Here is a 15,404-nt window from a genome sequence, read left to right on the forward strand (position 1 = left end):
TGGAAATATATTTACAACATCAAAAGGATCAACAATTTAGATTTTTAACTAAAAAAGCTAAAGAACTAAATATGCAACTAATTGATATTTAACAGAATAAATAAAAACGTCAATGGTAGTGTTTTTTTGCGTAATGAAGTGAGGTAAAAAATGTCCCGATAGTTATCGGGACGAGAACCTTTTTTGATGATAAATTTTCTTGTTCTAGATACAATCCTGTCCCAAAACAGAATCACTACCAATCACGTTTTGTTAAATGTGAAATTATGGTTTACTAATTTTCTTTTTTGCTTGATCAAAAAAGAAACAAAAAAATCAAGTCTTGCGCTTCCTCGTCGGTCAAATTAGTTTTCGAATTAGCTCCGCTCTATTCGCCTTTTGCTCGAGTCTAAAAGAAAAGAACTCTCCGCCGCGGCGGATCAAACAGCTTTTCTTTTTACGTATTCTTCAAACATTTGACACTCGACTGCGGAAGCTAAGGACACAATCGGATGCAACAGAAACGTGATTTTATATTACTTTTTTTAGGCTAAAAATTATACCTCGAACTGACGAAATTTACAATCAAAAACAATTTCATCCAACGGGTATTTCAATGAAAAACAAGGTTAATTATTATTTCTGAAAGAATAAGGAGAATAATAATCCATTCTAATCGATTACTTTCTTTGACATTTAAAATATTTGTGAAAATAGTCAGATTGTCTTCCACAATTTGAAGTCGATAATCGAGTCCTTTAAAGCGTGAGTTAATATCAAAATTTATTTTTAAATGTTTGTTCAATAAGTTGAGTTCTTCGTTGTCCCAAACTAAGTTAGGATCGTCCAGAATATACAAATTATCGATAATACTGTTTTTTACATTAAGCACTTTTCCAATGTGTTTGAGCAAATTATTTTTGGAAACATTTAGTTTACCATTAGTTTCTAATTGCAAAATATACTCTTTTGAAGAGTTAATCATTGTATCGCTAAGAATTTCATAATGTTCAAGAGCTACCGATTGTCCAATGTTAAGCATCACAATTTTTAGCAATGAATTATCGATTTTAGGAACTGAAACCAATGCATTTTCGACAATTATCTTATTTGAATTTTCATTAGTTACAATCAAATATTCTTCTGATAATTTAAAGCGAACTAATGAGGTGGTGTAGCTTTTGATGAAATTTATAAAATCCTTTTTGGATTTTTGATCGTAGTTAGCAAATACAATTACGCCATAGTCAAAAAGATATAGATAACGATTGTTTTCGGGAATAACATAGAAAACTTCAGAGGTAGAACCTGAATTAGCGATTAAATTATAATCGGCGCGGAATTTTTTAATATTAAAAACTTCTGCAATTTGGACAGCCTCGATTTGAATTTCCATGATAAAACATTTTATGTTATTTAAGAAATAAATAATTTGGCATATCTAAGTTAAATTAAATTTTTAAAACTGATTAATTTTCAGTCAAAATAATGGTAAATTAGAGAAGTTTAATCAAAAGCAGAATTTATGATAACTTCTATTCCTATTGATAAAAAAGAAATCTTAAAGCATTATAAAACCATTGCTGTAGATGCCCACAAAGGAATTCAAGGCCATGTATTGATTATTGGAGGAAGCTATGGCAAAATAGGTGCTGTTTGCTTGTCTTCGAAAGCAGCTCTAAAAACAGGCTGCGGATTAGTGACTGCTTTTGTTCCTAAATGTGGTTATGAAATAGTCCAAATTGCCGTTCCCGAAGTAATGGTTTTGACTGATGTAAAGAAAAAGTGTATTTCAAATATAAGTTTTAATCTTCAGCCTAATGCCATCGGAATTGGTCCCGGAATAGGGCAGAACGAAGTAACTCAAAAGGCTTTTTTAAAATTCCTAAAAACCAATACGATTCCTTTAGTTATTGATGCAGATGCTTTGAATATTTTATCTCAAAACAAAGCCTGGTTTATTCTTTTTCCATCAAGAAGCATACTTACGCCTCACCCCAAAGAATTAGAACGATTGATAGGAGAATGGACTTCAGAAGAAGAGAAATTCGAAAAAGCTATTTCTTTTTCTTTGCAATACAATGTAATCATAGTAATGAAAGGAGCTCCAACGCATATTATTGATGGAGAAACCATTTATAAGAATACAACCGGAAATCCAGCATTGGCTACTGCCGGAAGTGGTGATGTATTAACGGGAATCATTACGAGTTTTTTGGCGCAAGCCTATGAACCGATTCAAGCAGCTATTTTAGGAGTGTATTTACACGGATTAACGGCTGATATTGCTTTACCCAAAACAGGATTCCAATCGTTCATAGCTTCAGATATTATTGATAATCTCGGTGAAGCTTTTTTGAGTTTGGAAAAACAAAAATAAATTTAGTTGTCCTGTTAAGTCTGTTTCTCTTGGTTTCCAATATTTATTTGAGGTAAAAAAGTAATGGTTTTGGGCAAGAGTAAGGCAATAAATTTAAAGTATTAATAAAAGAAAACTCCCTGTTGCATGAAGCATACAAGGAGTTTTTCTATTTCTATTTGTCCGTTTACTTATTGGATAAAATCACAATTAAGTAGCGGTGTAGTATTCCAGAACCACATTATTAGCGATGGCAGACAATACATCTTTAGTCGCCGATAGTTGGCTACATTTGTTATTAATAGCTTCAACCAAAATAGCACGGTTTATATTAGTATAAGAATCACCACTCATTATTAGCAACACTAATGCAGCTTCCAATGGAGACATACTTGGATTGTAGGCTGCATTTTCGGCATAAGCTCCTACATAAGAACCTGAATTGGTAACGATACACACACCTGAATAATCTGATGTATATGGAGAATATGAAGTATTGGCTGTGTTTAATGCACTAATAATATATGGATCCGTTGGAGGAGGAACCATTTGTAAGTTATTGTTTTGTGGCAACATTAATCTTGTGGTCACTCCTAAATCTTGTGGACCAAATGCCTGTGGAAGCAGAGATGTCAAAGTATTGCTGTCGTTGTTTACCAAAACAGTAATGTCTTTTGTTGAAGGACAATTTATAATTTCATATAAAAATTGACGACAATAACCACATGGAGCGGCTGAGATAGTAAGATAATCCACTCCAGTTTCACCGTAGCTTATCGCATGGGCAATCGATGCCTGTTCAGCATGTACCGTAAAGCTTAATGCTTCATCAAGAAACTCAATGTTTGCTCCAAAATAGATTGCACCGGAGATACCATGCAAAACCGCTCCAACCTTATATCCAGAAATTGGAGGCAAAGCAAATTTGGTGGCATAAGGCAATAAATAGTTCATTAATTGTTGTAAGTTTAGATCTAAACTCTCCATTAAATGATCAACTTGTTGTGGAGTCAAATATCCTCCATCTTCAAGACCATTCATGTAATCTTGAATATATTTCTGAATCTCATCAGGTTCAGGCTTGTAAATATCTATTAAGTCAATTTTTTGGCCATTTACTTTCATATTGTTTTTGATTTAGGTTACTTTTTTTTATTTTTTAGAATTCATGATATTAATCTTTCCAGATAAATAGTCACTTTTTTACTATAAGATTATTGTAAATATATGAGATTTATCTGATATGACAACTGGATTTTAAAAAATAATAATCCTAAGATTTTAGCAGTATATTTTGGCTAAAATCTTAGGATTATTTTATTTGTAAATTGGACTAAAGCCCGACCCAATTGATATTTTAAAGATTAATTCATAAAAAAATCAATAGCTATCCGTTGCATCAGTTTTACCTGCCTGTCGGCAGACAGGTCTGTGTGCTCTGTTTTTTACTGTTTCCACACTAACACATCGGCAGTTTTCATGGATTTTGTTCCAATGATAATTTCAGCATTCGCAGGAAGTTTCATCTCATATATTTTATCCGAATAGTTTACGGCAATCCCAAAACCATCTCGGTATTCGACCATTATTCCTTCAGGATAATTTTCAATCGGGATATTTTGTTGTTGGTATAATTTGGTTAGAACTTGTTTTTCCAAATCTCCTTTTTTAGAATCAACACCAATATAAGTCACAGTTCCTTTTCCTAATTTACGCGAAATTACAGCGGGAGTTCCAGCGTAAAAATCGCCTTGAAAAGTTCCCCAGATTTCGGTTCCTTTGTTAGGTTTCAATAAATCACCCCAAGAGATCCATTCAAATTCCTGATTGTTGAATTTGATTTTATCTGGTGATTGAGGCATCAATAAATCATAAGATTCAATTTCGGAACCAATTAATTTCCACATCGGTTCATAGAATTTAGCTTCCCAAAGGTGGCCTTTTCGATTTTGAATTCCTGAACGACAGCTCAATACTAAATTCCCTCCGTTTTGAGCATAAGCAGTCAATTTATCAATCATTTGCTGATCGATCATTTGGTAAGCAGGAACAACTAATACTGGATATTTAGTAAAATCAGTAGTATCACGAACGAAATCCACTGGAGCGCCAAAGGATTTTACCGCTTTGTAATATTTTGTAAAGTGATTAATAGTATTCCATTGATTCGTTTGTTTGTTCAGTTCAATTCCCATTACATTATCGGTATTGATTAGAATTCCCGTTTTGCGTTGCAAATATTCCTTAGGTAATTGGGATTTAGGATTGTGTTTTTTACGCAAAGTATTGATGTCTTTGATAAATTGGCTGAATTCTAGTCCGCCTGTTGTTGGAGTAACTCCATCGGTACCTACAATTCCGTAATGAAATTGTTCATAGCCGTACAAAGGCGCACGGAAGCGATAGGTACAAGTAAATTTACTTCCACCCGCAAAAACATGCCACAACCAAAGTCGCATGGCTCCCGGTAAAGGTTGCGGATTTATGCTTCCCCAGTTTACTTGTCCGGGTTGTAGTTCCATTACACCATAAGCACCTTTTAAAGGACGGAAAAAGTCATTAGACATTGCGATGCGGGAATAATCACCTACACGGTAGCCTTTTGGTCCAATGCCTAAATCACTACCATAAACCATATAGCGAGTGTAAGAAACAAAGTCCAGTTCTTTACTTGCTCCTACATAACCCACATCGTACATCGGAATGTAATTAGAAGTAACCCATTGATTTGGATTCGAATATTTACGGATTTCTTTAGTTTGATCGTCCAGGAAAGTGGCTGTTTCGTTATCAGCAAAACGATAATGATCCAATTGAGCGTGCAAATTCATTCCCCAAATCGAATGTAACGGAATATTAATTTCGTCAAAATTACTGTATGTACCACTCCAAAAACTATTTCCCCAAGCTTCGTTAAGGATATCGATAGTTTTGTATTTTTCTTTTAACCAATTGCGGAATCGTTGTGGCGCATCTTGTCCATAATCCAAGAAACGACGTGGTTCATTATCCACTTGCCAACCAATTACATTTTTATCATTTCCATATCTTTTGGCTAATTCAGCAATCATTTTCATCGAATAAGTTCGGTAATAATTACTGGAAAAAGTAGCATGTTGACGCGTTCCATGATCCATTTTAGAACCGTCTTCCATAGTGGCTAAAACATCAGGATGCTTGCGAACCAACCAAACCGGAGGCGTAGCAGTAGAAGTACAAAGGATTACTTTGAGATGGTATTTTTTAGCCAGTTCTAAGGATTTATCGAGCCATTTAAAATCGTATTTGCCTTCTTGAGGTTCGAGTTGTGCCCAGGCAAATTCCCCGAAATGAGTAAACTCAAATCCCATTTTTTCCATGTTTTGAAAATCGCGCTCCCATTGCGCAGGATCCCAATGTTCAGGATAATAATAGACTCCAACAGTGGTTAAATCTTTAGTTGGGAAAAATTGCTCCATTTTTTGAGCAAAAGTTGCTGTACTAAATAAGAGTAATAATACCAGAAAGCATTGTTGGTACAATGCAGTAATTTTATGGTTCATAATAAATAGGTTAGAAAATAGTGAATTACAAATCTAAGTTTTTTTAGTTATAAAGTGTAATTTTCTCACTTATTTATATAGACCGAAATGTCTTTGTATACAGCCGATCGGGTAGCCATTTGTCTTAGACCAATTCGACCTTCAAGAAGTGAAGGTTGATTTTTAAGATCCCAGCAAAAAAGTTTAGAACTGTTTTTTCCAACTACTTTAAAATAGAGCTTTTCATTGGTTTTGATAATTGTAATTTTATAAGTTTCGCCAGTTTTAAAAAGTCCAGTTTCAAAATAAGCATTAGGGATTTCAGTTGTAGTATTAAAGTTTTGTCCTTTAACTACTGGATATTGACGTACTCTAACGTAATCTTTTTTACTGTCGTTATTGTCGTTTTCAAAGGAAGAATAGCTAATATGTAAGGCTTTCATGTTGGTGAAATAGGTTTTCATTGCCGGAATTTCTCTTAAATTATTCCACTTCGAAATATCTTCAAGATAAGGCGCAACTCCAGTGCCAGTCGCCTGAAGGTATAGAATAATTGCCCATTTGGTGGCTGAATCTTTTCGGGTAAAGTTGAATTCCATTTTCACATTTCCTTTAAAAGATTCTTTTGTCCATAATACAGCATGACCCGCATCAGCTCCGGCAGTAGTTCCTGTGTTAAAAAGCATTCCTGTTTTGGTATTTTTGATATTGGCTTGAAGTCCGTCCAGAAACCATTTGGATTGCCAATCTTTTGTTCCGCTGTCCTTTAACTGTAATTTCCATTGACTGGATTTATTAAGAATATCGAATTTTTTATTGTCGGTCTTTTGAGCGTTTGTCGAAATGAAAAAAAATAAGGTCAGAATCAGAAGTGGCTTTATATTCATTTTCAAAATTTTTAATGCTAGATAATAGTGTAAAGGATTATTCTTTTGATTTTTTTGTTTTGTAAAAATAGTTGATTTGTTGTCTAAAATGAAATGAATGTCTTTTATTCATGCCATTAGTACTGTTCCTTAGTTTTTGGTACAATGGATAATTTAAATCAGCAAATTGTTTTTTATAAAGTCTAAATTGTAAGTTTGTAACTAAGAAAATTCCATGTATGAAAAACAATTTCAATCTTAGAACCGTAAATGTAACCCGATACATTACGCCTTTGCGCGAAGGAGGTTCTTTGCCTGCTTTGGCGGAAGCCGACGACGATTTTAAATATGTTTTAAAATTTAGAGGGGCAGGTCACGGGGTAAAAGCTTTGATAGCCGAATTAATAGGCGGACAAATAGCCAAAGCACTAGGATTGCAATTGCCTGAATTGGTTTACGCTCATTTGGACGAAGCCTTTGGTCGTACTGAAGGAGACGAAGAAATTCAAGATTTGTTGCAAGGAAGCCAAGGACTCAATTTAGCCTTACATTTTTTATCGGGGGCAATCACTTTTGATCCTGTTGTTACCGAAGTTGACGCTAAATTAGCTTCGAAAATTGTATGGTTAGATGCTTTTATTACTAATGTCGATCGTACTTTTAGGAATACCAATATGTTGATTTGGCATAAAGAGCTGTGGTTGATAGACCACGGCGCTTGTTTGTATTTTCATCATTCTTGGGAAAATTGGCAAAAGCATGCCATAAGTCCGTTTAAGTTTATCAAAGATCATGTTTTATTGCCACAAGCCTGCATTTTAGAAGAGATAGATGCCGAATTTAAAGCACTTTTAAATGCTGAAATTCTAACCGAAATTGTCAATAGTATTCCCGTAGATTGGTTGCAGTGGGAAGGAGCGGATGCCACGCCAGAAAGCTTACGCCAAGTCTATTTGCAATTTTTAACAACCCGATTAAATCATTCTGAAATTTTTATAAACGAAGCCCAAGATGCAAGAAAAACACTTATATGAGTACGCCGTTATTCGTGTGGTGCCAAGGGTAGAACGCGAAGAATTTTTGAATATCGGAATCATTTTATTTTCTAAAAAAGCCAAGTTTATCAAAGTGCTTTGTCACTGCAATGCCGATAAGATTCAAATGCTTTCCAACGATTTTGATGTGGAACAACTGCAATGCAATTTAACTTCGTTGCAAAAAATAGTCAATGGAGCTAAGGATGGTGGTCCGATTGCTCAAATGGATATGCCTTCTCGTTTTCGCTGGTTAACCGCCATTCGTAGCTCGGCTATTCAAACCTCACGACCGCATCCCGGAATGTGTAGCGATTTAGAAGAAACTATCCACCGCCTGTTTGAAGAATTAGTGCTTTAATCATCAATTTTATTTGGGCGTAACCCCAAAGCAGCACGATTGGTTTTTACCTCATAAAAGTGCAGCTTTGGGGTCGGGCTTTTGGCTTTATCTTTATTTTTTAAAGAAAAAATAAAGGATACCGCCGCAATCCCTTATGCGAACCAGACTTTGTAGAAACTCATTGCAAATCCACGCATTTGTGATTAATTCGTAGTTTTTTAAGCCTTTAGCAAAGCCTCTATATCGAACTTTTTCATCTTCATAAATGCTTGCATTACTTTGGGGGCTTTTTCCGGGTCGCTCATAAGTTGGCTAAGTATTGTCGGTACAATTTGCCAGGAAATTCCAAATTTATCTTTAAGCCAGCCACACATGCTTTCCTCTCCACCTTCGGTTAGTTTAGTCCAGTAATGGTCAATCTCATCTTGTGTCTCACAATTAACAACAAAGGATACCGCTTCATTAAATTTGAAATTCGGACCTCCATTTAGACCCATAAATTTGTTTCCGTTTAATTCAAATGTAACAACCATTGGCGTGTCGGCTGTAATTTTAGAATCCTTAAAAATGGAGCAATAAAAATCGGCAGCGGCTTTGGCTTGTCCGTCAAACCACAAACAGGGAAATATGCTATTATTCATTTTTTTTGAAGTTTTTAGTGTTACAAATATATTTGTGATTCTTTATCTGCTTGGTTGTGGTTTTTAGAACTGAGTTCTTTTGGTCACAACAAAACGAAGTTATGAAAAAGAAACCTTCCTATGACAGTTACGAGGGGCAATTGCACTTATGGGTTGTTGTTTTTAGTACTGTTATTCTATTATTTTATATTTGATAATCCACCGTCAACTAAAATCTCTGCTCCGTGAATGTATGATGCGTCATCTGAAGCAAGAAAAAGAACTGTCTTTGCTATTTCAGAAGCTTCTCCAAAACGTTTAAATGGTAGTGTTGGTGTAATGCTTGCAACAGCTCCCTCAATTTGGTCAGGAGTAAGTCCGGTATTATTAAAAATATTTGTTTTGATATAACCTGGGCTTATTCCATTTACTCTTATTTTTTTCGCTGTGCATTCAGAAGAAAATGTTTTTATAAAAGATTGAACGGCTGATTTTGCTGCTGAATAAACAGAGAAATTTTCGATTCCAAATTCAGTTACAAAAGAAGTATTTAAGATTATAGAACTTCCCACATTCATTATGGGTAACATTTGTTGAACAGTGAAGAATGTTCCTTTTACTAACATATTGAATAGTTCGTCAAAATGAGCTTCATCAACCATTTCAATTGGTGCAAATTTCCCATAACCTGCATTTACAAACAAAACATCTAATGTATTGGTGTGTATTTGAACCTGCTTTTGTAAGTCAAAAATATCAGATAATTTTCCAGCGTTCGATACAATTCCAATAGCATTTAAACCTAAACTTTCTACTGCTTTATTTACAGTTTCTTTGCTACGTCCCGTTATGATTACCTTAGCTCCTTGACTGATGAATTCTTGGGCTGTGGCAAAACCCATTCCGTTTGTTCCACCTGTAATTAAGGCTACTTTGTTTTTTAATTTTTGCATTTCTATTTGATTTAAATTAGAATGCAAAGATTCACATAGCTGGGTAGCGATAAAACCCGAAACTTGCTAAATAAATTCGGAATGTGTTTTTGTTCCTTCCCAACCAATAATAGCTGTTTTTCTTGTATTTCCCCACATATAACCGCCAAATATTCCTGTAGATTGAATGACACGATGACAAGGAATTAAGAATGCAACTGGATTGCTGCCAATTGCTGTACCTACAGCTCTTGAAGCATTTGGATTTTCAATTTTATTCGCAATTGCCCCATAAGTTGTTAATTGTCCCATCGGAATTTTTAAGAGTGTTTGCCAAACTTTGAGTTGAAAATCGGTTCCTTTTAAGTGTAGTTTTATTTGATTCAATTTGGTCCAGTCGTGCGTGAAAATATAGAGTGCATTTTGCTGAATTAAATCTGTCATTAGTCTGAAATGGGCATTAGGGAAATAATTTTGCATTGTAGAAAATGCAAAATTCTCATCATCGACAAATGCCATATAGCAAATTCCTTTTTCTGTAGAGGCAATTAAAATGTTTCCAAATGGACTTTCAGTAAAACTGTAATTTATAATTAAGTTTTTGCCTCCATTTTTATATTCGGCAGGTGTCATTCCTTCTATGTTGATGAACAAGTCGTGTAATCGGCCTGTGCCTGAAAGTCCTGTTTCGTGTGCAGTTTCAAAAAGGCTTGCTTGGTTTTCTTTCAATAAAGTTTTAGCATATTCTACGGTAGTAAATTGTAGAAATTTTTTTGGACTTGTGCCTGCCCATTCGCTAAAAAGTCGTTGGAAATGAAACGGACTTAAATGAACTTTCTTTGCAACTTCGTCAAGGTTTGGTTGCTCTTTAAAGTTTGTTTTTATATACTCAATTGCTTCTGCAATCCGATTATAATTTATGTTCTGTTGTTCGTTCATTAGCTTCAAAATTTATAATGTAAAGGTCGAAAGAAGTTTGTCGTTATAAAATCCGAAACTTGCTAATGTTTGCAGCTTGTGTCAAAGTTGTCCCTATTCTTTGATTTCCAATAATTCTAACCGATACTTAAAAGTTTGCAAATTGAAAACTTTTAAGTAAATTTGTATTATGAAAATCCTTGTAAAGAAAACAATTTTATTTTACACCGATAAATATCCAATTGCAAAAACGCAATTGTTGATTTGGTATAATGAATTTACAAAATTGGATTTTCACAATTTTAATGAACTCAAACAAGTTTACAAAAATTCAAGTATTGTAAACAATGATAGGGTTGTTTTCAATATTAAAGGAAATGATTTTCGATTAGTGGTTTCAATTAATTTCCTGCAAACAGCTTGTTATGTTATTTGGTTTGGTCCTCATAAAGAATACGATAAAATTAATGTAGAAACTGTTGCTTTTGATACAGCAATCTTAAATTATAAAAAGCGATGAACTGGAAAGTATTAAAAACAGAAGAAGATTATAATAAAGCTTCAATGAGATTGATGGAAATTTTCCATGCACAGCCAAACACTCCCGAAAATGATGAATTAGATTTGTTGATAGTTTTGGTCAAAGATTATGATGACAAACATTACCAATTACCCGAACTTGATGCTCTAGAAGTTATAAAATACAAAATGCAGGAAATGGGTATTAAAGCCAAAGATTTGGAACCTATTATTGGAAGCAAAGGACACGTTTCAGCAATTCTTTCTGGAAAGAGAGAAATCACTCTAAAAATGGCTCAAAAATTGAAAGATTATTTTAGCATTCCTGCCGAGGTGTTTTTGCACAGCACTTCGTAAAAAACATTTATTTTAGTTGTTTTCAGCCACATTATCACTAATTCTAGTTCGTTTAAAAGCTTCGAACAGTGTTTTTAAGCTACCAGTCTTTATCCGAAGATGCAAATAGATTGAGAATTTCGATTTGAGCTTTTCCATCCAGTCCAATTTCGTCTCTTTGTTTTTGAAATTCCAGAAAAGAAGGAACGTTCAATAACTGTTTTTGAATGGCTTCATTTTTATATAAAGAGTGGTGGACAAAGGTCAAACCGTCCTGTTTTGTGAATACTTTGTATTGGAATTCAGAAGAATCCAGTTTTTCAAAATCCTTTATAAATTTCTCAATATTGGCTTTGTTTTGCTCAATAAATTCTTTTTTGATTTGGTAAGTAACAATTACTGATATCATTTTGTCTCTGTTTTAGTTTGAATTACTTTTAAATTCTCCCATTGTTTCTCCCATTGTTTTTTCTTTATCCTTTGCTGAAACATATTCCAATCAAAATTGGGAGTAGGAGCAACGACTAAATTAAATAAATCATTCAAGCCGTGCGGTGTCAAAATTTCGATTGTATCATCTGAATTCAATCTTGCCGCAATAGCTGTTGCCGTTTCAGGCCAATACGAAATGGCATTTTCGGTGTTGCTGTATTGCTGATGATTATTGCGAATATGCATTCTCGCCTGATTTTTAACCGACCATTTGGCTTTAGGATTAATTTGGGTCAGTTTGGCTTCTATTTCTTTTTCCAGAGTTTCTGAAAGAGTAGTTGCATCAAAAAAGACAACATCTATATCGTTGCATTTTGTTGTTTTTATCTGGTGTAAACTATCCCAAACCGCATTTCGTATAAAGCCAGCGCCTATCCAACAATCATTTAAGTTTAACTCTTTAACGATAGCAAGAGTTTCCATAATAAGTGCATCTTTTTCAATGATGTTAATTAATTCGGTTTTATATTTCGTAGAAAGTAAATCCACTGTTCAGCTTTGTTTTTTTGATTAGTTCAACTGTAAATATAGTCGATTTAGCTTATGAATTTTAGCTTGATTCAGTTGTAATATAAAAACAAACCTCGCTTAAATCTTCTTAAACGAGGTCGTAATTTATGGATGTTTTGAAAATTAGTTTTTTGAAAAGATAGTGTAAAAGCTTCCCATCTTAATTATAGTTTTAACTTATTGAACACTTTTATATTCTTCTTCTGTTACCGGATTTAACCACGTTACTGATATATCATCTTTAAAATTTGTGATAGCTATATGTATCATTTTGCTTGTTGCTGAAGCTCCGTGCCAATGTTCGATGTCTTCAGGAATATTTATAACATCACCTTTATTTATTGGTTTTGCCGGCGAATTTTTTTCTTGGTAAAATCCACTTCCCTCAATAACTATTAGAACTTGACCTTTTGGATGTGTGTGCCAATTTGTTCTTGCTCCCGGTTCAAAAGTAACACTGCCTGCCGAAAATTCGTTGTTCTTATCTTTTGTAACTAATGGAGTTAAAAATGCATTTCCAACAAACCAATCATTTGGTAATTGTTGCCCTTTTGGGAATATATCTTCTGTTGTGTTCATAAAGATTAGTGTTTATTTGTTTTCAAATATAGGATATTTATAAGTCCCGGCATCCACCCAGTAATCATTATAGTTTTAACTTTTTAACGATAGCAAGAGTTTTCATTATAAACGCATCTTTTGTTATAATGTCAATTAATTCGGCTTTATATTTCATCAAAAAAATGATTATTTGAGGTGTTATTTTACTTAAGCTCCAATAGTTCCTGTTTCGACTTTTCCAGCCCGTTTGTAATTGGCAATAATGATTCCGCTAGGTGTAACAGTGCTCTCTATTAATGTAAATGCTGAGGCAATCGTGCCAAAGTCAAACAACTTTTTTCCTTTACCAAGTGTCAACGGGAAAATTTTGAGCCAGAGTTCATCCACTAAATCATTTTTGAGTAGTGTTTGGACGAGATTACCGCTGCCCCAAACTTTAATATCAGAACCTTCTGTGATTTTTAGTTCTTTGATGTCTTCCAAGTTTTTGAGAAAAACAGAGTTTTTCCAGTTTGATTTTTTTATGGTCTTGGACAGGACGTATTTGGTGACCTCATTGATACCTGGCCATCCTTTTTCATGCTCTGGCCAGTAGGAGGCAAAAATCTCAAATGTTTTTCTGCCCAAAAGAAGATCTGCAGCTTGCATTTGTTTTCCCAGAACCTTGGCAAAAACTTCGTCACCATAAGGAGCCAGCCAACCACCGTATTTGAAACCACCTGATTTATCTTCCTCTGGTCCACCAGGTGCCTGCATTACCCCATCTAAGGTAATAAATGATAAAACAATTATTTTTCTCATAGTTTTTGGGATTTTGTTTGTCAAATTAGGATGAGATGAGAACCGAAAGTTAGTCCACTATATTGTCAAGCTGATTTTAGTAGTTCATTGTTATTGTTCTGTTGGAAATTTTGAAATGTCCATATAGAAAATTTCCCAGGTGTGTCCGTCAAAATCTTCAATAGTTCGCTGTTGCATAAAACCATAATCTCTCATTTCGTTGGGTTCTGTTCCACCTGCTTTTAATCCATTTGTCAGGATGTTGTTTACTTCATCAACACTGTCAACCGATAATGAAAAAAGTCCTGCTACGTTTGATTTTGTGTCTGCTATGGGTTTGGTTGCAAAGCTTGAAAACTTTTCGTGCGATAAAAGCATTACAAAAATATTTTCACTCCAAACCATACATTTTCCTGCATCGTCCGAAAATTGAGGATTGTTTGTAAAACCTAATGCAGTATAAAAATCCATAGATTTTTGAACGTCTTTTACTGCTAAATTGATAAAAACTTGTTTTGCCATTTTTTTATATTTTAGTTGTTAGGGTTAAAATAAATTTAGATTTTATGTTTGTCGATGAGTGTCTTTGTGTAATGATTGCTTACGTTCCGCGGCTTGGCAATGTGGGAGCTTTTTGGTTAATTGTTAATTTGTAAGTGTAAAATCATTTTTAAATTAAAACTAAACCCATTATAATTGTCAAACGGTGGTTGTGTGCTGTTTTTTTTAAGCTACTTGAATCAAACTAGCTTTATCTAAAGGCATTTGATGTCCTATATGTTTTAGTGTTGCTTTTAAAGATTCTTCTAATTCAAAGTCATCGTTTTGTGAAAACATCATTCTTAATATTCCACAATAGCCTTTATCATTTGAATTTAGAATTACACTTTTTTGATCTATATTTTTAATTCTACTTTCTATTTTTAAATGTCTTTTTTTTGTGTCAAAATAAAAAATTATACCATTTTCAAAGTTCAATAAAAAATTACAAGTTAAATTTTTCTCGTCTGTAATTCCAAAATCAGTTTGTATTATATCAATTTTAGCTGATATAGAACGAATCAATAAATCGGCAACATCTAATGCTTCTCTTACATCTTCTTTTGTAGGTTTTTCGTAAATATGCTCCAATTTATTTCCAATATTACGAGTTTTTGAGATTATTAAACTCGGTGCTAGATTTAAAGAATTTATGATTTTCAGTTTGTAAGGTATGTCTTTTTCAAATTCAAAATAATCTAAATATTTTTCTATTTCAGGACTTATTTTTTTATAATTTATTCCAATTTTGTTCAATACTTCATCTATTTGGCAATCAATTGCTCTTTTGGAATTAGTCAAAGAATTTATATAACCCCTTTCATCATCTTGCTTTAAGTCTTGTTTTGCAAATTTAAGAAAATCTTTAGGGGTTAACTCAAATTCGTTTTCTAAATAGCCTTGACCAACAGTTGGTACATAAAAACCCTTTGTCAAGTCAATTTTTGACTCTTTAAAAATCAATAATAATTTATTGAGTTATACACTTAATATCTGTTTTATGTTTTTTTGATAAATCGGTTTTGCATTCACCATTCTTTCTATGGATTTATGAAAAATACTTGTTTTAAATTGAGAACGGTTTATCCTAAAAC

At 33.6% G+C, this 15,404-nt stretch carries 18 protein-coding genes and 1 pseudogene; 5 read left to right on the top strand and 14 right to left on the bottom strand.

From position 1 onward, the window contains the following. Positions 1–592 precede the first annotated feature (592 nt). Entirely contained in the window at positions 593–1,375 is a 783-nt protein-coding gene (locus GTZ96_RS17380; RefSeq protein WP_161645176.1) for an RMD1 family protein, read from the bottom strand. Positions 1,376–1,504: 129 nt separating this feature from the next. Between GTZ96_RS17380 and GTZ96_RS17385 the strand changes: the two genes are divergently transcribed. Beyond that, positions 1,505–2,359 (top strand): NAD(P)H-hydrate dehydratase, encoded by an 855-nt coding sequence (locus GTZ96_RS17385; RefSeq protein ID WP_161645177.1) that lies wholly within the window; start codon positions 1,505–1,507, stop codon positions 2,357–2,359. Between the two features lie 189 nt (positions 2,360–2,548). Here GTZ96_RS17385 and cdd read toward each other — a convergent pair whose 3' ends face one another. The 3 genes from cdd to GTZ96_RS17400 form a co-directional block, all read right to left on the bottom strand. Beyond that, the gene (cdd, locus tag GTZ96_RS17390) at positions 2,549–3,463 is read right to left on the bottom strand and encodes a cytidine deaminase (RefSeq protein ID WP_161645178.1); all 915 of its coding nucleotides are present in this window, start codon (positions 3,461–3,463) and stop codon (positions 2,549–2,551) included. Between the two features lie 320 nt (positions 3,464–3,783). Further along, on the bottom strand, positions 3,784–5,880 hold the full coding sequence (locus GTZ96_RS17395) for a beta-galactosidase (RefSeq protein WP_161645179.1): 2,097 nt from the start codon (positions 5,878–5,880) through the stop codon (positions 3,784–3,786). A gap of 65 nt (positions 5,881–5,945) precedes the next feature. Continuing rightward, entirely contained in the window at positions 5,946–6,746 is an 801-nt protein-coding gene (locus GTZ96_RS17400; RefSeq protein WP_161645180.1) for a DUF1961 family protein, read from the bottom strand. Positions 6,747–6,964: 218 nt separating this feature from the next. Between GTZ96_RS17400 and GTZ96_RS17405 the strand changes: the two genes are divergently transcribed. After that, positions 6,965–7,759 carry a HipA family kinase gene (locus GTZ96_RS17405; RefSeq protein WP_161645181.1) on the top strand — a complete coding sequence of 265 codons (795 nt, stop codon included), beginning with the start codon at positions 6,965–6,967 and terminating at the stop codon, positions 7,757–7,759. After that, positions 7,737–8,120 (top strand): DUF3037 domain-containing protein, encoded by a 384-nt coding sequence (locus tag GTZ96_RS17410; protein ID WP_161645182.1) that lies wholly within the window; start codon positions 7,737–7,739, stop codon positions 8,118–8,120. The genes GTZ96_RS17405 and GTZ96_RS17410 overlap by 23 nt, the downstream gene beginning before the upstream one ends. 200 nt (positions 8,121–8,320) lie before the next feature. Here the strand turns inward: GTZ96_RS17410 and GTZ96_RS17415 are convergent, their stop codons facing one another. The 3 genes from GTZ96_RS17415 to GTZ96_RS17425 form a co-directional block, all read right to left on the bottom strand. Continuing rightward, complete coding sequence (locus tag GTZ96_RS17415) at positions 8,321–8,743, bottom strand: VOC family protein (protein WP_161645183.1); 423 nt, start codon at positions 8,741–8,743, stop codon at positions 8,321–8,323. Positions 8,744–8,922: 179 nt separating this feature from the next. Beyond that, a complete protein-coding gene (locus tag GTZ96_RS17420) occupies positions 8,923–9,675 on the bottom strand; it encodes an SDR family oxidoreductase (RefSeq protein ID WP_161645184.1) in 753 nt (250 codons plus the stop codon). A gap of 66 nt (positions 9,676–9,741) precedes the next feature. Continuing rightward, the gene (locus tag GTZ96_RS17425) at positions 9,742–10,593 is read right to left on the bottom strand and encodes a bifunctional helix-turn-helix domain-containing protein/methylated-DNA--[protein]-cysteine S-methyltransferase (protein WP_161645185.1); all 852 of its coding nucleotides are present in this window, start codon (positions 10,591–10,593) and stop codon (positions 9,742–9,744) included. 169 nt (positions 10,594–10,762) lie between these two features. Between GTZ96_RS17425 and GTZ96_RS17430 the strand changes: the two genes are divergently transcribed. Further along, positions 10,763–11,092: a type II toxin-antitoxin system HigB family toxin gene (locus GTZ96_RS17430; RefSeq protein WP_161645186.1), complete on the top strand. Its 330-nt coding sequence runs from the start codon at positions 10,763–10,765 to the stop codon at positions 11,090–11,092. After that, positions 11,089–11,448, top strand: a complete 360-nt coding sequence (locus tag GTZ96_RS17435; protein WP_161645187.1) for a helix-turn-helix domain-containing protein — start codon at positions 11,089–11,091, stop codon at positions 11,446–11,448. Before GTZ96_RS17430 ends, GTZ96_RS17435 begins: the two co-directional genes overlap by 4 nt. A gap of 79 nt (positions 11,449–11,527) precedes the next feature. Here the strand turns inward: GTZ96_RS17435 and GTZ96_RS17440 are convergent, their stop codons facing one another. The 7 genes and pseudogenes from GTZ96_RS17440 to GTZ96_RS17470 form a co-directional block, all read right to left on the bottom strand. Then, positions 11,528–11,836, bottom strand: coding sequence for a hypothetical protein (locus GTZ96_RS17440; protein ID WP_161645188.1), 309 nt, complete (start codon positions 11,834–11,836; stop codon positions 11,528–11,530). Further along, on the bottom strand, positions 11,833–12,408 hold the full coding sequence (locus GTZ96_RS17445) for a nucleotidyltransferase family protein (protein WP_161645189.1): 576 nt from the start codon (positions 12,406–12,408) through the stop codon (positions 11,833–11,835). Before GTZ96_RS17445 ends, GTZ96_RS17440 begins: the two co-directional genes overlap by 4 nt. A 198-nt stretch (positions 12,409–12,606) precedes the next feature. Further along, positions 12,607–13,008 carry a (R)-mandelonitrile lyase gene (locus GTZ96_RS17450; protein ID WP_161645190.1) on the bottom strand — a complete coding sequence of 134 codons (402 nt, stop codon included), beginning with the start codon at positions 13,006–13,008 and terminating at the stop codon, positions 12,607–12,609. A 189-nt stretch (positions 13,009–13,197) separates the two neighbouring features. After that, the gene (locus GTZ96_RS17455; protein WP_161645191.1) at positions 13,198–13,791 is read right to left on the bottom strand and encodes a dihydrofolate reductase family protein; all 594 of its coding nucleotides are present in this window, start codon (positions 13,789–13,791) and stop codon (positions 13,198–13,200) included. Positions 13,792–13,881: 90 nt separating this feature from the next. Beyond that, positions 13,882–14,292 (bottom strand): VOC family protein, encoded by a 411-nt coding sequence (locus GTZ96_RS17460; protein WP_161645192.1) that lies wholly within the window; start codon positions 14,290–14,292, stop codon positions 13,882–13,884. A gap of 204 nt (positions 14,293–14,496) precedes the next feature. Beyond that, complete coding sequence (locus GTZ96_RS17465; protein ID WP_161645193.1) at positions 14,497–15,273, bottom strand: hypothetical protein; 777 nt, start codon at positions 15,271–15,273, stop codon at positions 14,497–14,499. A 15-nt stretch (positions 15,274–15,288) separates the two neighbouring features. After that, a pseudogene (locus GTZ96_RS17470) lies at positions 15,289–15,404 on the bottom strand (IS1595 family transposase); the annotation flags it as partial.

Origin of the sequence: Flavobacterium undicola (genome assembly GCF_009909155.2) — a bacterium.
Taxonomy (GTDB): Bacteria; Bacteroidota; Bacteroidia; order Flavobacteriales; family Flavobacteriaceae; genus Flavobacterium; species Flavobacterium undicola.